Origin of the sequence: Methanosaeta sp. UBA458 (assembly GCF_002496085.1) — an archaeon.
GTDB lineage: Archaea > Halobacteriota > Methanosarcinia > Methanotrichales > Methanotrichaceae > Methanothrix > Methanothrix soehngenii.
This window is the reverse complement of record NZ_DAIK01000170.1, coordinates 1-16,867: the sequence shown is the minus strand read 5'-3', so window position 1 is coordinate 16,867 and position 16,867 is coordinate 1. Positions and strand designations below refer to the sequence as shown.

Below are 16,867 nucleotides of genomic sequence, written 5' to 3'. Positions count from 1 at the left end.
CTTTAGGCCGGAGTAGTTTACTTGCCTTTCTTAGCAGGCTTTTTCTTCTCTTCGGATGGCTTTTTTCCTGCCATCTCATCTACCTCTTCTGCCCCCTGTGCTAGCAGCTCATCCTCGTCCCCGGTGAGGATCTGGAGCAGACGAGAGAACTCTCCTGCATGAACCCTCTCCTCATTGGCGATATCTATCAGCACCTCCTTGACCAGAGGATTATCTGTAGCCTCGGCATGAGCCATGTAAAGATGCACTGCCTCATGCTCTGCAGCCAGATCAAGGCGCAAAGCTCGGATCAATTCCTCTGAAGTCAATTTTCGGTCAGGCACCTTTCCGCTGAATGGATTGACAAACTCAGTCATTTAGAACTCCTCCTTTTTGTACTGTCCAGATGATATTATATCAACCAGGGTATGAATCTATCTCTGTCCGTTTAATTTTCTTTTAAAGCAAATAAGCTTTTGGGTTGACCGCTTGACCAAATTAATCCCTTTTGGTCAAAGGAATAGCATCCCTGCAAGAGCCACCAACTTGCCTGAGGATCCTCAGGTTCTTCCAGAATTACATCAGAACTGCCGGTTGCATCTCTTAACCCTGGCAATGCATTCCTTGGAGTAGAAAGGGCCAAATACCTGATTGCCGGCCGCGCCAGGCCCCTTTTCTTGCAGATCATGATACCGCCAGGCAATCATGATGTTCTTTTTTATCAAAACCGAATCAGGTGTCTCCATGGGCAGCCTCCATCCACCATCATCCTCCTCTCTCAAATAATACAGCCAGAAGTGAGTGAGGTCATTTTTAAAGCCGTCAATGGCTGTTATCATAGACCCCATGTGGCCGGTAGCGCTTTCATCCGGAGTATACTCGATATTTGAAACCATTTTGAGAATTTCCAGAACGCTCATGCCGGGATTGATCAATACCTCTGCCTTTTTTATCCTCTTTTGGCCATTGACACTTTCATTTTCATCGCCATAGTTAATGTATACCTCTGCCTTGACCCTGCCATCTTTTGATTTTCTATTGAATATCATTCTGCCACCTGTGGCCGATACACAAATCCGGATATATTTGAGCCATTGGGATTGATGCTCACCAGCAGCGCTATATCAATCTTACCGTGAGGGGCTTTGAGCAACCAGGAGCGGCCGTATAATTAGTGAGAGATCGAAGAAATAGATGCCTGTGGGTTATTGCAGAGAACTGCTTTGATGCAACCTTCGATCTTTCGATAGATCTTGATCTGCATGTCTCCGATTTTGGATAGATGCAATATGCCATGATCTTGATCGATTTTGAAGCCGGATTGGCTGTAATTCAGGGTGTTATACCATCCATATCCTTTGAAGCGAATATGACCTATCTTCCGACCGTTATTCTTTGATGCATAGAGGCCTTTGATGTTAGACCAGATAGTGTAATTCACCATCTGAAGAACTTTAGAATAGACCTGGTTTGGTTTAGGATTCTCAAGCTTCGGGGATGGGATCATGTTCTGAGTATCATAGGTTTTGAACTTAATGCCTCTTTCTTTTGCTTCGTTCAGGTCTTGGAGAAGCCTATTATGGCTCTTCGCTGAACTATGTGGGTGAGTTAAGTCAGAGAATATGGCCTCTGTTCCTCTGCTTCTCTGTGGTTGGGTCAATGCATAGCGGTTCACCACAGAGGCACCGAGACACAGAGAACCAGCGATTCAAGTTTACCCATACAAAATAGCGAGGAGCCCCTATTATAGAGCCATCTACAAGCATCAAGATTCTCTGCTAACTTTAGCTGAGTGATCTTGCTCGGGAATATGGGGTACTTGTAGCTGATCATCAAACGAATACATATATGCATACCTAATATTTATATCATTTGAAGGCGGCGTGAAAGTGATCATGGCAAAAGACTCCGCATTCATCCTGTTGCGACTGGGTCGCAACTCCCCCGGACTCACCGTCCGGGAGACCACCCTGAAGGATGGGGACTTCCCGCTTCGTCCTTCGCAATCCTACAAGTTAAATACGATCCAGTCCAATTGATCCTTGATAATGATGGATCCGACTTTAGCTCAGACTGGCACGGATGCTTTTAGCAGCCTGCTCAGTAACGCCTGGATAATAATATTCATTCTCCTTTTTCTGGTGCCGATGCTCCAGAGGAACTATCTTCAGGCGGAAAGAAAGCGCGTCTTGGCCAGGTTGGGCAAAGCCAGAGGCAGCCAGGTCATAACCCTCATCCACCGCCAGGAGACGATCAGCTTCCTTGGCATTCCTCTCGCCCGGTACATAGATATCGAGGACAGCGAGAAGGTCTTAAGGGCTATCCGCCGGGCGCAGAAGGATATACCCATAGACATCATCCTTCATACTCCGGGAGGATTGGCTCTGGCCGCCACCCAGATTGCGATGGCTCTGAAATCCCATCCTGCCAAAAAAACGGTAATTGTGCCCCATTATGCCATGAGCGGCGGAACGCTGATCGCCTTTGCCGCCGATCAGATCATCATGGACCAACATGCCGCCCTCGGGCCGGTCGATCCGCAATTGGGCGATGCCCAGGGTGCTTACCCCGCCACATCCCTCCTGGCGGTGGCTGAGAAGAAGAAGATCGATGAGATGGATGATAAGACTCTGGTGTATGTGGAGGAGGCCAGAAAGGCTCTGGCCCAGATGAGAGAGCTCTTGCAGAAGATCCTGGAGGGCAAATGCAGTGATTCCTCTAAGCTGGATGTGATCATAAATGAGTTCGTATCCGGAAAATATACCCACGACCATCCCTTCATGGCCGAGGACGCAAAAGCCTTGCTGGGGGATTGCGTGCAGACCGATGTGCCAGAGGAAGTATACTCCCTAATGGAGCTTTACCGCATGGAAATGGGCAGAAGCCGGCCAGGGGTGGAGTACGTGCCACTGGTGAGAGATCGGAAGTAAAAAAGTACAATGATGGACGGGGGATAGTCCATCATTTTCAAGCTATCTGCTTTCCTGCAGCCGGTCCCCACATAGCGTTGTAGATCTCAGTGACCTTGACCATGGCGCAGGCCTTGGCTGGGAGCTTGTTGTTGACTCCGTGCACCCAGGATTTCATGGCCTCATAGTCCACTCCCTCCTTGGAGACTGTGACAGTGCCCTTGATCTGGAAGGACTTCTTGGTCTCGCCATTATAGCACAGGACTGATATCTTGGGATTCTCCTCCAGGTTCTGAGCGGTCTTGTAGAAGAAGTTGTCCGCAATCATCAGCGTCTCATCATCTATGATCTTGAGCAGTCCCACAAATACCACATTCGGGACTCCCGATTTGCTCGCAGTGGCAATAGGAACCGGCTTTTGCTTCTCCAGGGTTTCTTTCACATCGGCTGGCATTTTAACCATGATAATTCACCTTTGTGCTAATAGAAGTCCGCATTCAATAAATACCTGAGCTTCAATATTATATCTCATTTAATTTTTTAATTCATTCTCCATCATTGCCGCTTATCCCGGCAGGCAGAGAGGAAGCTGGCCGGAAACCCTCGAAAGGATGCGCTGTGAATATGCGAATAGCTGGCCACCAGGTTTCCTATATGAATGCCATCCAAACCATCTGCAATTCCCGTGCCACGCTCCAGCCGAATGGCATACTCCACCCTTGCCTTCGGATCGATCAGCATCTCCGAATGATGGAACTCATGGCCCATGATGTACTCGCCCGCTCTTCCCAGAGGCGAGGCTTGGGCCAGATGACCGTGCACATAGCTAACTGTACGCCTGGCCCCCCTTCTGGCTTTTCCTGGAATAAGGCCCGCCATCTCCCTGCGTTCTCCATCCCACTCGATCTCCCTGCCCAGGTACATCAGCCCGCCGCACTCCCCAAAAATGGGGATATCCTTTTCGTGCGCCTTTTGGATCGAGCTGATGAAGCTCTGGTTTTCGGACAGCTCGCGAGCATAAATCTCTGGATACCCCCCGCCTATGTAGATCCCGTCTACCTCTGGCAGAGAAGCGTCATGCACCGGGCTGAAGGGGACTATCCTCGCTCCAGCCAGCTCCATCAGCTCCAGGTTGTCGCGGTAATAGAAGTTGAAGGCCTCGTCCTGAGCGACGCCTATGGAGAGATCCTTGCCGGAATCGTTTTTCAGATAAAGGTCTGGTTCTACCTCGGGCAAGGGCTCGGCTTCGCGGGCTATCTCCCTGATTCTATCCAGATCCAGGCCTTCCTCCACGATCTGCCGGATGCGGTCCACCCTCTCCTTGAAGCCCTCGTGGCGGGTCTTCCCCTCCATAACCGGCACCAGGCCCAGATGGCGCATGGCCAGGTGCATATCCTCATTGCGCCGGATAGTGCCCACCACCTCCACCTTTGCATAGCGTTCGATCTCCCTAGTCGCCTTGTCCGCATGCCTTGCAGAGCCTACTTTGTTCAGTATCACCCCCCGGAACTGAACGGCAGGATCGTAGTCCATATACCCCTTGACCAGGGCAGCACAGCTGCGGGTGATGCTGCGCGCGTCCACCACGAAGATGACCGGCACTCGGAGCATCTTGGCAATCTGAGCGGTCGAGCCGAGATCGCCCTCATATCCCTCGTAAAGGCCACGCACCCCCTCGATCACCGCCACATCCGCCCCCTGCGCAGCATGGGCATAGATCTCGCGGACGGCAGCTTCGTTCATCAGATAGCCATCCAGATTGCGGCAGCTTCGGCCTGTGATCCAGGTATGATAGCTGGGATCGATATAGTCCATGGCCACCTTGAAGGGTTGAACCTTCAGATTCCGGCCCCGCAAGGCGGAGAGCAAGCCCGCTACTATGGTCGTCTTGCCGCTGGAGCTTCTGTCCCCTGCTAAGAGGATACGGGGACAGTCTGCCCTCATTTTTATGCCCATCTCAAGCCACTCTCCCTTGCTTTTGCTTCTTCTTTTCACTCCTCAGAGCCCAGATCGCGGGAGAGCTCTCTCAGCCTCTCATCGCTAAGAGGTTCAGGGATCCTGGCCTCTCCGCCGGACATGATCTCCCTTGCCAGGGCCCGGTAGACAGCGGCGATCTTCGAATCGGGCGCGCCCTCGATCACAGTCACCGTCCTCCTCTCGCACTGCTGGACTATCGGCTCCTTGGGAATGAAGGCCACCATCCGGCTGTTCAGCTCCTGGGCAAACTGGTTGACTATCTCGCGCTCTCTTTCTCCAGCTGCCTCGCGAGAGTTGCATATCACCCCTGCAAGAGGGGTATTCAATCGCAGGAGGCCTTTGCTGATATTGTTCGCCGCATAAAGGGGCATGTACTCCCCTGAGGTTATGATGTAGGCCTGGCTCACCAGCCCTTTCCTGATGGGAGCGGAGAATCCCCCGCAGACGATGTCCCCTGGCACATCATAGAGCACCAGATCCACCTCCTCCATCGCTTTTGATACCTTCCGCAAAAAATCAATGGCAACGATTATGCCCCGTCCCGCGCATCCCACGCCTGGCTCGGGCCCGCCCACCTCAATGCACCTGACTCCTCTGAAGCCCTGATGGACCACATCCTCCTCTTTGAACTCTCCTCCCTTGAGGATGAGGTCCATCATCGTGGGAATTCTCCTTCCTATGAGGGTGATGCTTGAGTCGCTCTTCGGATCGCAGCCCACCATTAAAACCTTGTGGCCTTCCTCGGCACAGGCAGCAGCGATGTTCGAGGCAGTGCACGACTTGCCGATACCGCCTTTGCCATATATCGCAACGTGTTTAATAGATGACATCTTACTCCGGTTGGTTTGTGGTTTGCCATAGGATATACAGCTTATCCAGGACAGGTTCACAGAGAGGTGAATGAAATAAAAAAGATCTGTTTCATAGTTGCGCTTCTGGCTGCAGCAATAAGTATCAGCCTTTTTTGCGGTGCATGGGCACAGGACGCAGCAGAGTTTGCTACCGTTCGAGGCAATCTCAGCTACGGCGATGGAACTTGGCGAGCGAACGACTTCGGCTGGTTCTATTATGATCTGGATGAGGACGCAGGTGGAGAAGAGCTCCAGGTAAAAGATGTGGTTGGAAGAACAGCGAAAAAAGGCGATATCACCTATCTCTCCAGGCCATGGTCGAAGCATTTTGATTATGCTCCCTGGGGGTCCTATGAGGTTTTAGCGCTATTTGGCAAGCTCTATCTGGCCAGCTATCCTGATAGTTCTTTTACCGATGAGGTCAGCTCCCTGGCCAAAGGAGAGCTTAGGGAGATATTAAGAGACGAGGATACCGAATATACTCTGACCTATAATACGACTCTTCCTCTCGCTCAGGGCTATTCCCTGACCTTGGGTGGGATCTCTGAGAAGAACGACGTTGTGAATTTCGCTCTCTATAAAAATGAAAAGCGCGTCTACGACTCAGTGGTGAGCATTGGCGAGGACTTCGTCTATAAAATGGGTGATGTACCTGTCATCCTGGTCCATCTGGCCAATGCCATGGGCAGCGAAGACGGTGGATTTGCCGAGGTGAACGGCATCTTCCAGACCAGTGACAGTCCCATCGCCAAGCTCGTCGAGGGAGGAATCCTGGGAAATATGAAGCTTGAAGATCTATCCGAGGAGGGTCTGGAATTTCGAAATGCCGTTGATATAAACCTTAAGAGAGACTCATCGGTATTTTTAACCCAGTATCTGCTTTTGGTCGTCCTCGATCAGCCTACGCTTATATATTATCCTGTGGGCATAATCTTCGAATACGGGATCCAAGAGATAAGAGGACCAGCATTCAGTGCCAGCACTCAAATCCCAGTGAAGCTGGGAGATTATGATTCTTCTGTCACCGCCAGATGGAAATCATTGAATTACAGCGGATTTTATTTTGATCCAGAGGATATGCTGGGGGATGAGACCCTGGTTCTCTATTCCGTCCAGGACAGGAGGGTATCTCCGCCATCCAATCCTGTTGTGTATGAAGAGAATAATACTGCATTTCAGAAGGGCTTCCAGTATACCACGCTCCTTGAGCCCAAGGAATTTGAGTTCAAGCCCTGGGGATACTATTTAGTTATAAATTTCCTGGGGATGCAATGGTTTGCAGGATACGACAGCAGCCTGGCGGGCACAAAAGCCTCAAAGAGCTTGCTGGAGAAGGAGTATCTGGGCAGAGTGCTCATCGATGAAGAGTACCAGGGTGTCGCATTTGTTGGCAACTATTCTCTGCAGGAAGGCTATGAAATCCGTATTCGCGACCTGGAAAACGATAGCATTTTCCTGGAGCTTCTGAAGGATGGAGCATCGATTGAAGGCTCTGTGGTAAGATCCAACTCCACCTATATCTATGAGAAAGATCTGGGCGATGTCGACGACCTGCCGATCATAATGGTACACGTAGACAATGTTTTCAACAACATATCCAAGGGTTTTGCCACCATCGATGCCATCTTCCAGATATCTGATCAATTTATCATTCATGTGGAGGAGGGCAATGGCATTGGAGAGATGCAGATTGTGAACGTCGATCCACGTGGCATATGGATGGTCAACGATGACTATATCAATTTGAACCGCGACTCGACCGTCTCCTTGGCTCCAATGATGAATATCCGGGTGGCAGACAACGATACCCTGCGGTACTATCTTTATACTCAAGAATATATCGTGCCATCTCCAAGCCCTCCAACCATAATTGTGCCAGACAATGTGACCTCAAAGACCCCGGCTAGCTTCACCATGATTGAGCAGGCGGCAGAGATAAGAGAGGTCACTGTGGAGATTGTAGACTCCTCAAACCGGACGGTCTTTTCCAGAGATATCACAAACTTCGGCCAGGGATCGGGCGAGTTCTGGATGTATAACTGGGTTTGGAATGCTACAACCCTTCAGCTCAGCGACGATAATGGCCGGATTATGGACGTGGGGGAAAATCTGGTGCCAGCATTGCTGCGCTTGAATCAGTCCTCTCCAGAAGAGCAGGTGGGGGTATACTTCAATTCCGCTGGGAGGATCGGCAGGATACTGAAAAGCGATTCAATCTACTATGTGTCCAGAAGCGAGTATGAGAAGCTGAACGTCACCTCAGATTACGATTCAATGCTGGCCAATGAGACCATCAGGAGGAATTTTATCAAGATCGAGCTCGATCTGAGCACTCTGAGGTTCCAGGATATTGTTAACGGCAGACTGGACCCCAGCGCCAAAAATCATACCTTGCATGGTACGATTGACTCTCTTGAGCCTCATGTGAGAGTGGCAGGAGCAGAACCCGGCCGGTATGAGCTGAGGGTGAGGATAGAGAATGCTGTCAATGCTATTCAGACAATGGGCGATTTCTTCAATGTCTCTCGCGCCCCCATGCGCGGCATATCCCTGGGCTCAGCAGAAATTTCTGCGGGTGAGACTGCCTCCATTCCAGTCGAGATTCCTTCATCCTCTGTGGAAAGATGGATCAATTTGACATACGATTCAAACAATGCTCAGGCTCTGGGCATCTCGGGCAATTGCAGCCCCTCCTGGCAGCTTGAGGAAGCCAAGGATTTGATGAGAATCACCTTCCCTGCCAACTGCAGCAAGGCGGAATTGAGCTTTAAAGCGATTGAGCCGAATGAGATAATCGATATCAATGTAACTGGATGGAGCGGTTTTGAGCCGGAGGATATCACCAACGGCACCATAACCGTTCTTGCTGGAGAAGGTGCTGCGGATAAAGCCAAGAAGAGCAATGGTCCTGGTTATGCCACATTTCTTCTGGCTATTGCCCTTGCTTTCTATCTGAGGAGCAAGAGCTAGGCAAGATACCAGGGCAGGCCTCCCTGGTTATTCTTTTTCTGCAATTCGATATTATTTTTCAGAGTCTTTCCAGGCCCTTCTGATCGCTCTGCCTAACGCGGTGCTCATGGCCTCGATCTTGCTCATATCATCCCCACCTTCAGCGCTGATGACCAGGGTGAAACCTCCATTGTAAGCCAGAGCGCGTAGGAAGTGTCCGAAGTTCTCCAGAGTCATGCCTCCTGCGCTCTCGCTCTTAAAGCTGAACTCGCCCCGGTATCCGGTCTCGCCGAAACGAACTGCGGCCACTGCCAGGGCAGTGCTCGAAGGCACAGTTGAGCTGCCAATGCCGCTTTTTTTTGCCTGAGCAATCGCCTTTCCCAGGGTGATTCCCGTGTCCTCAATGGTGTGGTGGTCGCCGGTAACAGAATCTCCCCTGGCCTTGATCCTCAGATCGAAATTAGCTCCTTTCCCCAAAGAGGTCAAGATCATGTCCAAAAGCTCAATTTCCGTTTCGACATCTATCCTGCCTGAGCCTTCCGTCTCCAGGACTACATCGATGCATGTCTCTTTCGTCTCTCTCCTACTCAACTGCAGCATGACACTCCTCTCTCCCCTTAAAACTTAAGCTCGTCGATCCGGAGGATGAAGACCCAAAAGTCGTGCAAAAGGAGTTCGTTTGAGAAAGAGATTCAAGAATAGGTTTTTAATCGATATCATCTTAGCTCTTCCTCTTGCCAGAGTAGAGGCGAAAATATGAACAGATCTAACGAACTGGAAACCACACGCTTTGCCCTTCGCGAGATAGGCGCAGCCGATTTAGAAACGCTGCACAGCTATTGGTCAGACGATGTGGTAACAAAATATATGAACGTATCTTTCAAAAATATCGAAGAGACCAAACAGATGGTTGATTTGCTAAATAGCCTGCCGGAGAGGGGTGAAGGTAGGCGTTGGGCCATTGTTGATAAAAAAAGTGGAGTTGTTCAGGGCAGCTGTGGTTACCATAACGTTAAAGCAGAGCACCGGCGCGCTGAAATTGGCTATGAATTGGGCAGGCGATATTGGGGACAGGGTGCCATACAGGAAGTGATGAAAGCTGTTATTAACCATTGTTTTGAAGAGCGAGGATTCAACCGAATCGAGGCCTTTGTAACAGTGGGAAACAACAGGTCTCTTAATACCCTCAAGAGACTGGGCTTTAGGCCAGAGGGGCTTTTAAGAGAATATGAATTTACTCAGGGAAGCTTCCATGACCAGGTGGTTTTTGCCCTGCTGAGAAGAGACTGGAAGTATTTCTCGAAATGAGCGATTGATGGCAGAGTCTTGAGGTCTTATCATTCTATACCTGCCACGGCGCTCCGCCGTTCCACCAATATCACATCTCGCCAGTTTCCAGCAAAATCGCCGTAGGTCGTCTTTCCAATCCTTTCACGCCTTCCAACCTCCTTGAAGCCGTGCTTTTTCAAGAGGCTTAGGCTTTGCGTATTCTCGGGGAAAATGCCCCCTTGCAGAGTCCATAGCCCAGCCTCTTCGGTTGAGCTTATGATTGCCTTCAGCAGGGTTGAACCTATGCCTTTACCTCTATGCTTGGCCGCCACGTAAATGCTTAGCTCCGCAACACCGGAGTAGATACAGCGGGTGGAGACGGGACTGAGTGCTGCCCATGCAATAACACTATCGCCATATCTGACCACTAATCGGTGCTCCCGCAAGTGGGCGCAGTTCCATTTATCCCAATCGAGAGCATCTGCCTCAAAGGTGGAATTGCCGGTGATGATGCCTTCCAGGTAGATCGAACGGACTTGCTCCCAGTCTTCCGGTTTCATGATGTTTATCAGGTGTTCCATACTCTTGTCTCCTCATAACATCGGCGTTTCTCCATGAACACGAGCCTGACGTTGGGCGACAAATCCTCTTCGTATAACTCCTGATATCCCATTCTTCGGTAGAGCCGGATATTGCTGGTGCTCTTCGTGCTCGTAAAAAGCTCGAATCTCTCTGCACAGGAAAAGGCCTCCTCTATCCGTTTCATGAGCAGAGTGCCGATCCCTCTTCCCTGATAATCGGGGTGAACGATGAGCCTGCCAACCTGGCAGGTGCCAGAATTCTGGGATGCTCTCACTGAACCGATGATTTTGTCCACACAAACCGCCTTCAGAAAGACCTTGGTCTCATACTCCGACTGGATCTCAGAAAGAGTTTGGGTGAGAGGAGGGATTGTCCAGTCGCCATTCAATTCTGCTTCGCTCTGATATGCCAGCTTCTGCAACGCCAAAACTTCGTTGGCATCGCCAGGGCTTGCTCTATCTATGAATATGACCATGCATTTCTCCCAGCCCCCGCCATGCGTCTGGCAGGCAGTGCGCACCCGGTGGAGCGAATGGCTTGCATCACAATTGCTCATCGCCTCGTCTTGATAGCTCAATGGACTGTGCCTGCTTTTCAAGAATTTCCTTGGAAGCCTCCATTGACGAAGAGACAAGATCTATTATCCCCTATCCCATTAGTTTTGGCAAGAATCGCCCTGTCTTCTTCTGATACTCAATGTACTCCTCTCCGAAAATATCAATCATCATATTCTCCTCATTCTCCACAAGGTATTGCCATATGGGATGCAGGAGCACAGCCCAAAAAATAAAAATGTGACTATTTAGATAGATGGCCAATCCAAAGTCGAATACTGATAAGGATGCGGCGTAGAGGGGGTGGCGGACATACTTGAATGCTCCTGTTGTGCAGAGCTTATTGCCTCTGTCAGCCGCGGGTAACGATTTAAAGCTCCAGACGATGATGGCCAGTGTCATGAGACAGGAGATGAAGAATGCTGAATTCAAAAGAGACTGATTATTCGATAGGGGAGGAAGATCAATTTGCCTGTTGACCCAAATGGCAATGAAAAGAAGTACAAGGCTAATCAACAATCCAACTGGACCAATGCCGAAAATCTTACTGAAGTTCGTGGGCTTCTTTTCCATATTTGGTGTCTCCTCGAAGATGCTATTAGCGACCTTGATCGCGAGTCAGCAGAGTGCTTCTGCGTCCCCTGAAGCGACTGGCTCGATATCTCCTTTGATCCGCCACACATATATGCTCTCCCCCCTTCTTGAAACACTGCTCAGGCCCCATTTCAGCGATAAGGTCGAGGTGATGGTCCAGATTCGGATGGACATGGCGCAGCCGATCGAGGAGACTGCACTTCCGGCGGTCTTCGCACTCACAACATCCATTCAGCAGTGACTACATCGAGTCGGCGGGATTGTTCTGCGATTCATTTGCCGCCTTTACAAATGGCGGCGGCAATCGAGCAAGCCCCCATGAGCAAGGCCCGCGGTGGCGCCGCAAATCGCTGCCACAGGCACTCTGGAGTCGAGGAACACGCGGGCAACTTCGATTGCCTCACGGTTCTTGCCCTCATCCCAGGCGATGCCGCCAGGCAGTATTAGCATGGCGCTGTCCCTTTGCGAAAGCTCATCAAGAGCCAGGTCGGGCTGAATGCGAATCCCACCCGTGCTCACCACCGGCGCTCTTGTTATCGCCACGCTCCGGATCCGGTAGATTCCCGATTTTTTCTGAAACTGAGGATTGTTTATCCCCGCTATCGCATAGCTTGCTTCCCAATCAGATAGATTGTCGAATACGAAGAGATGTACTTCTTGCGGTCTCATTTATGATCCCCATTTCAAGCCTCTGAAGGTTCTGCTTTAGTGCATCACACTTTTTGAGTACAGGTTTATTATCATGACACCTATAATTATCAATGCAATTCCAAGAAGAGCTGGGATATCCAATGATTGCTTATAATATAAATAGCCTATAACCGAAATTAATGAGACACCTACACCGGACCATATTGCATACACGACGCCAATATTTATGTTATCCTTTAGGGTTAAGGAAAGAAAGAAAAAGGCTACTGCATAGCCTGCAACGACTATTATCGATGGAACGATTTTTGTAAACCCGTCTGATGCTTTTAACGCAGATGTCCCGATAACTTCCCCGATTATTGCCAGGAACAAGAATAGCCACTGCATCCTGTGATATCCTCCCGCCTATCTTGGTATTCAATCGGATCTCTTCCGGCCGATCATGAGAAATATGGAGAACCGCCTCATCTCTCCAGTAATGCTCGGCTTTGCCATTTCTGCTGCATTAATACTATGAACATCATCAAATCCCACTTTCAAGAAATCCTCTTGCAGAGCCGCCCGATCAAATCCGAAATGAAACACGCCCGTGTTATCCTCATGAAATTGGCCGCCATCCAGGTCCAGATCGGAAATGCACAGATAGCTGCCTGGGGCTATGACCTCATAAAGCTGAGCCAGAAGGGGCCCTATCTCCTTTATATGGTGAAGGGTCATATTGCTCACAACGAGATCGTAATTGCCCCTCAAAGGATCGCCCTTATCCAGATCGACAAGCACGGTGCTGACGTTATCCACCTTTTGTTTGGCGATCTTCTCATTGAATATGTCGAGCATCCCCTTCGAGCTGTCGACCCCTGTGACTGAACGGACAATTGGTTGCAGCCGGAGAGCCAGCAGCCCAGTGCCGCAGCCGAAGTCCATGACATCCATGTCATCCGTCAGGTCGATCTGTTCTGATATCGCACGGACGATGTCATCCGCCAGCTTGGACCTTGCTGGATTTTCGTCCCATTTGGCTGCCTCTTTATCGAAGTCCCGCTTTTCAGCGCTCATTGTGTTCTCTTCCTCGCATGCCGACAATTTAGGCATTGCGGCATGTGAACGCATGGCATCTCGCAGTACTTTGGTCATATCCGTCTTTCTTTGCTCTTATGAAATACTGCAAGAGGCAGATCATGTAGGCTCAAGCGCTTGATTGGGTTTCGCTTTGCCTTTAACGAGGCTGTGTGAGGAAATCATCTGCCGCAATGGCGAAGATATCGGGCGAATCCTTGTGAACCTCATGGCCTGCAAACGGAATATTGAGCAGTCCCGAGCCTTTGACAAGGCTGCGCAGTTCGCCCGCCTCTCTCAAAGAGAGCAGCTCGTCGTCATCACCACGAACAATCAGCAGAGGGCATTTGATAATCTGAACCGCTTCTCCTGGATAGCCGGTTGGCCCTAAGTCCGTCCATAGTCCCACAACCTTTTTCACCAGGGCATTGAAATCAGGATTGGGATTTACTTTTTCATAGTACCTCACGGAATCGGGAAACATCTCCATCCACATATCAGCGGTCAGACCAGCCAGCATAGAGAATGAGGGATCATCTTCTTTGAGGCGCCACTGGGCGCCTAATGTAACGAGCTTTTGTACCTTCGAGTTCTCCTCCGCGGCCATCCGATAGCCGACGATGCCGCCATCACTAAATCCGATGATTGAAACAGAAGAGATGTTCAGGTAAGTCAATACAGCTTCGACATCCGACTGATATCGTGCGTAGCTCAATCTCGCCGATCCTGTTGTGGACCTTCCGTGTCCACGAAGGTCGATACCGATAAAGCTAAATTGCGATGGAAGTCTTTCGAGAATGCCATTGAAGTCAATTATAGAACCAAGGCCACCATGAAGCAGCAAAAGAGGCTGGCCATTTGGATTTCCTGCAGTCTCAAAGTAGATACGGGCATCTTCAATCTGCAAATGCTGTCCATTCAAGTGATTAAAGCATTTCATTTCTGATTCCTTTCCAATCCCTTCTTAAATCGATCTCACTAATGCGTTCAGTGACTCTGCAACCTCAACCAGCTTATAGCAGTCAATGAGATCAGGCGTATCCAGGGAGGTGTGGGTCACAGTCTTCATCAGGTCGGCCATACGCTCAGACGTGAAGGCCATGGATGGAACCTGATTCTGCGCGAAAATCATATGATCTCCATTAAACCATTGCTCGCCAGACGCTAGGCTATTGAATCGCAAAAAGACATCTTCAGCCTTCTTCTCAAGCGAAAGAGGGCATTCGTAGAATGAGTATGCTGTTCTCCCAATTTTATAGCCAACATCATCGATGTTAATGGCAAGCATGATTTTGGGCATTTCAGTTCCGTATCGCTTCAGATAATCCATCTGGCCGCCCGCACTATAGTGGTCTTCGCCATTTAAAGCGACGATTTCAATGCAGTTCTCTCCACGATAGTCAGATAGCATCTGCGCACAAAGGAGCAATACGATTATGCCAGATGCGTTGTCTGAAGCACCGGGGGAGCCTTCGTATGCATCGATGTGTGCAGTGATAACAACCTTTCTCGGTGCATTGGAGTTTAGCCGGGCAATTATGTTTGTAGCCCTCGATGAAATCCGGATGGCATCGATCTTAAGCCGAAATAGACCATGCGTTATCGCCAGGATGTCTCCCACGATATCCTTACAGTAAACGCTTGGGATATCGAAATCTCCGTCGACGATTAGCGGAAATGGGTATAACGCCCCAGCCTGTTCCGGTTTTTTCTCGGTAGCGGTGATTATTCCCGCTGGCTTGCGGCTCTCCAAAAGGGCAATTATCTTTTGGTGATGCTCTGGATTGTAGAAGACGAAATTCTTCGGCATCAACTGCTCTTTGCATATTGCGCCCTTAATCAGCAGAATTTTTCCCTCGCAGTCGATGTTTTCCAGCTCTTCTATCGTTGAGACGGCGATCAGTTCCGCCAGGGCATCGCAGCCCATTGTATAGGGACTTGCATAGACCTCGTAAGCTTCTTCCTGGGACAATATTGCGCCATTACATATATGGTCCAGGCACTCAAAAGGAGTGGCATCAACTTCATATCCATAGGCACGGACGGTATTTGCAAAGAAATCCGTTGCGTCACGATTTCCCAATGATCCCGTCCGCCTATTCGGTTTCACATTGCATAAGAAATCGAGGTAGAACCGAGCTTTTGCAGTATAATTATCCTTGTTCATTTTATTTTCTCCCAGATCAATCCGTTCCTTCTATTGCCGTCTCAAACGACTTCAATGGTCTAATGGACGCTTAAATGGAAACGACGGTTTCGCAAGGAGAGGTTAACGCCTCATAGGGAACGCAGATTCCCAACATCTATATCCGTTGCCAGACACACGCCCTGCGAAACGCTTGTTTTTTTTATTCACCGCTTAGCTACATAGATCGCAGAGTGCCCTACCCTTCGAGGATGGCGAAAGAGCGTTTCTTGAACACTCCGGAGAACTGAGATGAGACTGGCTTAAGGCTATTTCAAGTCGATCTGAGCACTGCGAAGATAATCATACAGGTAATCATACAGGGGGGGATAATTCACCCTCTGCTTGAAGGTACCTCTTGATACCATATGCTCATGAGAGACAGCCCAATCAAAGCCACTTCATTGCGCCGTATAGCCGCCGTCCACGGGATAGAATCCCCCGGTCGAGAATGTGCTTTGGTCAGAGAGCAGGAATGCTACCAAATAGGCCACTTCTCTCCGCTCTGCTAGCCGGCCCATTGGGTGCGATGCAGCGAATTGAGTGAGGATTTCTTTGGGCGTTTCACGCATTTTTGGAGTGTCAACATAACCGGGCCCAACAGCATTTATCCTCAGGCCCTTGTCTGCGAACTCGAGCGCGGCCGAGCGGGTCAGGCCAATGACGCCGTGCTTGGCAGCCGTGTAGGGAGCGAGCCCGGCCAGACCAACAACGCCATTCCCGGAAGACATGTTCACAATGGCCCCTCCACCGCTGCTGAGAATTGCCGGAATCTCGTATTTGAGACAAAAGAACACCCCTGTAAGATCCGTCTCTATTACATCGTGCCAATCACAAATGTCATAATCGGGGATTGTGATGCCTCCAGGTCCTGTAATACCTGCATTATTGACGGCGAGGTGCAATGCACCGAAGCGTTCCAGAGTAGTGTCGATCAGGTTCTTGACAGAGCGGGGATCTCTAACATCTGTCTTACATACATAGACGCGCTTGCCGGTAGGGTCAAGTCCGTCACTCACCACTCGTGCCTGCTCTTCATGACGGGCGGCAATCACTACCCTGGCACCTCGTTTAAATAACTCCTCGGCTATAGTCTCCCCCAAGCCGGTTGACCCACCGGTCACTATTGCTACTTTGCCGTCGAACTCCATCGTTCCACCTTAAACCAAATTCTAGTGTATCAGTTCCAAAATAGCATAGCAGCATTTAATGCTATGTACTGCCCAAGACCGGAAAAGAAGAGATGGTCTCCCGAGGAACAGCTCCTGCAGCTGGACGCTGGATGCCGGTGGTCTGGCGATGCTGATTTCA

Annotated in this window: 20 protein-coding genes; 4 read left to right on the top strand and 16 right to left on the bottom strand. The window is 50.0% G+C overall.

Going from position 1 to position 16,867, the window contains the following annotated elements; genetic code table 11:
• Nucleotides 1-17 precede the first annotated feature (17 nt).
• The 3 genes from BP822_RS12555 to BP822_RS12545 form a co-directional block, all read right to left on the bottom strand.
• Complete coding sequence (locus BP822_RS12555) at nt 18-356, bottom strand: ferritin family protein (RefSeq protein ID WP_013718404.1); 339 nt, start codon at nt 354-356, stop codon at nt 18-20.
• A gap of 204 nt (nt 357-560) precedes the next feature.
• Complete coding sequence (locus BP822_RS12550; RefSeq protein WP_013718405.1) at nt 561-1,028, bottom strand: hypothetical protein; 468 nt, start codon at nt 1,026-1,028, stop codon at nt 561-563.
• A gap of 122 nt (nt 1,029-1,150) precedes the next feature.
• A complete protein-coding gene (locus BP822_RS12545) occupies nt 1,151-1,654 on the bottom strand; it encodes a hypothetical protein (RefSeq protein ID WP_273466580.1) in 504 nt (167 codons plus the stop codon).
• A gap of 220 nt (nt 1,655-1,874) precedes the next feature.
• Between BP822_RS12545 and BP822_RS12535 the strand changes: the two genes are divergently transcribed.
• Together BP822_RS12535 and BP822_RS12530 are read left to right on the top strand one after the other, a co-directional pair.
• Nucleotides 1,875-2,018 carry a hypothetical protein gene (locus tag BP822_RS12535; RefSeq protein ID WP_157863630.1) on the top strand — a complete coding sequence of 48 codons (144 nt, stop codon included), beginning with the start codon at nt 1,875-1,877 and terminating at the stop codon, nt 2,016-2,018.
• Nucleotides 2,019-2,027: 9 nt separating this feature from the next.
• A complete protein-coding gene (locus tag BP822_RS12530; RefSeq protein ID WP_013718407.1) occupies nt 2,028-2,909 on the top strand; it encodes an SDH family Clp fold serine proteinase in 882 nt (293 codons plus the stop codon).
• Between the two features lie 37 nt (nt 2,910-2,946).
• On the opposite strand, the gene BP822_RS12525 is transcribed toward BP822_RS12530, so the two are convergent.
• From BP822_RS12525 to cfbC, 3 genes are all read right to left on the bottom strand, one after another.
• Nucleotides 2,947-3,351 (bottom strand): pyridoxamine 5'-phosphate oxidase family protein, encoded by a 405-nt coding sequence (locus BP822_RS12525; RefSeq protein WP_048131704.1) that lies wholly within the window; start codon nt 3,349-3,351, stop codon nt 2,947-2,949.
• 92 nt (nt 3,352-3,443) lie between these two features.
• Nucleotides 3,444-4,844 carry a Ni-sirohydrochlorin a,c-diamide synthase gene (cfbB, locus tag BP822_RS12520; protein WP_286857228.1) on the bottom strand — a complete coding sequence of 467 codons (1,401 nt, stop codon included), beginning with the start codon at nt 4,842-4,844 and terminating at the stop codon, nt 3,444-3,446.
• Nucleotides 4,845-4,879: 35 nt separating this feature from the next.
• Nucleotides 4,880-5,695, bottom strand: a complete 816-nt coding sequence (cfbC, locus tag BP822_RS12515; RefSeq protein ID WP_013718410.1) for a Ni-sirohydrochlorin a,c-diamide reductive cyclase ATP-dependent reductase subunit — start codon at nt 5,693-5,695, stop codon at nt 4,880-4,882.
• Between the two features lie 66 nt (nt 5,696-5,761).
• Here cfbC and BP822_RS12510 point away from each other — a divergent pair, with 66 nt between their 5' ends.
• Nucleotides 5,762-8,686, top strand: a complete 2,925-nt coding sequence (locus tag BP822_RS12510) for an S-layer protein domain-containing protein (protein WP_162144987.1) — start codon at nt 5,762-5,764, stop codon at nt 8,684-8,686.
• A 51-nt stretch (nt 8,687-8,737) separates the two neighbouring features.
• On the opposite strand, the gene BP822_RS12505 is transcribed toward BP822_RS12510, so the two are convergent.
• A complete protein-coding gene (locus BP822_RS12505) occupies nt 8,738-9,265 on the bottom strand; it encodes an imidazoleglycerol-phosphate dehydratase (RefSeq protein ID WP_013718412.1) in 528 nt (175 codons plus the stop codon).
• Nucleotides 9,266-9,421: 156 nt separating this feature from the next.
• Between BP822_RS12505 and BP822_RS12500 the strand changes: the two genes are divergently transcribed.
• The gene (locus BP822_RS12500; protein WP_013718413.1) at nt 9,422-9,973 is read left to right on the top strand and encodes a GNAT family N-acetyltransferase; all 552 of its coding nucleotides are present in this window, start codon (nt 9,422-9,424) and stop codon (nt 9,971-9,973) included.
• A gap of 29 nt (nt 9,974-10,002) precedes the next feature.
• Here BP822_RS12500 and BP822_RS12495 read toward each other — a convergent pair whose 3' ends face one another.
• The 9 genes from BP822_RS12495 to BP822_RS12455 all read right to left on the bottom strand — a co-directional run bounded on the left by BP822_RS12495 (nt 10,003) and on the right by BP822_RS12455 (nt 16,707).
• Nucleotides 10,003-10,515 carry a GNAT family N-acetyltransferase gene (locus BP822_RS12495; RefSeq protein ID WP_013718414.1) on the bottom strand — a complete coding sequence of 171 codons (513 nt, stop codon included), beginning with the start codon at nt 10,513-10,515 and terminating at the stop codon, nt 10,003-10,005.
• Nucleotides 10,503-11,114: a GNAT family N-acetyltransferase gene (locus BP822_RS12490; RefSeq protein ID WP_269798828.1), complete on the bottom strand. Its 612-nt coding sequence runs from the start codon at nt 11,112-11,114 to the stop codon at nt 10,503-10,505. Before BP822_RS12490 ends, BP822_RS12495 begins: the two co-directional genes overlap by 13 nt.
• Before the next feature lie 49 nt (nt 11,115-11,163).
• A complete protein-coding gene (locus BP822_RS12485; RefSeq protein ID WP_013718416.1) occupies nt 11,164-11,643 on the bottom strand; it encodes a methyltransferase family protein in 480 nt (159 codons plus the stop codon).
• 306 nt (nt 11,644-11,949) lie between these two features.
• Complete coding sequence (locus BP822_RS12480) at nt 11,950-12,333, bottom strand: DJ-1/PfpI family protein (RefSeq protein ID WP_013718417.1); 384 nt, start codon at nt 12,331-12,333, stop codon at nt 11,950-11,952.
• Nucleotides 12,334-12,369: 36 nt separating this feature from the next.
• Nucleotides 12,370-12,702, bottom strand: coding sequence for a DMT family transporter (locus BP822_RS12475; RefSeq protein ID WP_013718418.1), 333 nt, complete (start codon nt 12,700-12,702; stop codon nt 12,370-12,372).
• A gap of 30 nt (nt 12,703-12,732) precedes the next feature.
• Complete coding sequence (locus BP822_RS12470; protein ID WP_013718419.1) at nt 12,733-13,371, bottom strand: class I SAM-dependent DNA methyltransferase; 639 nt, start codon at nt 13,369-13,371, stop codon at nt 12,733-12,735.
• A 160-nt stretch (nt 13,372-13,531) separates the two neighbouring features.
• Entirely contained in the window at nt 13,532-14,311 is a 780-nt protein-coding gene (locus BP822_RS12465; protein ID WP_013718420.1) for an alpha/beta fold hydrolase, read from the bottom strand.
• A gap of 24 nt (nt 14,312-14,335) precedes the next feature.
• Nucleotides 14,336-15,538, bottom strand: a complete 1,203-nt coding sequence (locus BP822_RS12460) for a M28 family peptidase (protein WP_013718421.1) — start codon at nt 15,536-15,538, stop codon at nt 14,336-14,338.
• 419 nt (nt 15,539-15,957) lie between these two features.
• Nucleotides 15,958-16,707 carry an SDR family NAD(P)-dependent oxidoreductase gene (locus BP822_RS12455; protein ID WP_013718422.1) on the bottom strand — a complete coding sequence of 250 codons (750 nt, stop codon included), beginning with the start codon at nt 16,705-16,707 and terminating at the stop codon, nt 15,958-15,960.
• Nucleotides 16,708-16,867 lie beyond the last annotated feature (160 nt).

Bases quoted from the DNA above. Each gene is read 5' to 3' on its own strand.
- BP822_RS12555 (WP_013718404.1), bottom strand. From the start codon at position 356: ATGACTGAGTTTGTCAATCCATTCAGCGGAAAGGTGCCTGACCGAAAA.
- BP822_RS12550 (WP_013718405.1), bottom strand. From the start codon at position 1,028: ATGATATTCAATAGAAAATCAAAAGATGGCAGGGTCAAGGCAGAGGTA.
- BP822_RS12535 (WP_157863630.1), top strand. From the start codon at position 1,875: ATGGCAAAAGACTCCGCATTCATCCTGTTGCGACTGGGTCGCAACTCC.
- BP822_RS12530 (WP_013718407.1), top strand. From the start codon at position 2,028: ATGATGGATCCGACTTTAGCTCAGACTGGCACGGATGCTTTTAGCAGC.
- BP822_RS12525 (WP_048131704.1), bottom strand. From the start codon at position 3,351: ATGGTTAAAATGCCAGCCGATGTGAAAGAAACCCTGGAGAAGCAAAAG.
- cfbB (WP_286857228.1), bottom strand. From the start codon at position 4,844: ATGGGCATAAAAATGAGGGCAGACTGTCCCCGTATCCTCTTAGCAGGG.
- cfbC (WP_013718410.1), bottom strand. From the start codon at position 5,695: ATGTCATCTATTAAACACGTTGCGATATATGGCAAAGGCGGTATCGGC.
- BP822_RS12505 (WP_013718412.1), bottom strand. From the start codon at position 9,265: ATGCTGCAGTTGAGTAGGAGAGAGACGAAAGAGACATGCATCGATGTA.
- BP822_RS12500 (WP_013718413.1), top strand. From the start codon at position 9,422: ATGAACAGATCTAACGAACTGGAAACCACACGCTTTGCCCTTCGCGAG.
- BP822_RS12495 (WP_013718414.1), bottom strand. From the start codon at position 10,515: ATGGAACACCTGATAAACATCATGAAACCGGAAGACTGGGAGCAAGTC.
- BP822_RS12485 (WP_013718416.1), bottom strand. From the start codon at position 11,643: ATGGAAAAGAAGCCCACGAACTTCAGTAAGATTTTCGGCATTGGTCCA.
- BP822_RS12480 (WP_013718417.1), bottom strand. From the start codon at position 12,333: ATGAGACCGCAAGAAGTACATCTCTTCGTATTCGACAATCTATCTGAT.
- BP822_RS12475 (WP_013718418.1), bottom strand. From the start codon at position 12,702: ATGCAGTGGCTATTCTTGTTCCTGGCAATAATCGGGGAAGTTATCGGG.
- BP822_RS12470 (WP_013718419.1), bottom strand. From the start codon at position 13,371: ATGAGCGCTGAAAAGCGGGACTTCGATAAAGAGGCAGCCAAATGGGAC.
- BP822_RS12465 (WP_013718420.1), bottom strand. From the start codon at position 14,311: ATGAAATGCTTTAATCACTTGAATGGACAGCATTTGCAGATTGAAGAT.
- BP822_RS12460 (WP_013718421.1), bottom strand. From the start codon at position 15,538: ATGAACAAGGATAATTATACTGCAAAAGCTCGGTTCTACCTCGATTTC.
- BP822_RS12455 (WP_013718422.1), bottom strand. From the start codon at position 16,707: ATGGAGTTCGACGGCAAAGTAGCAATAGTGACCGGTGGGTCAACCGGC.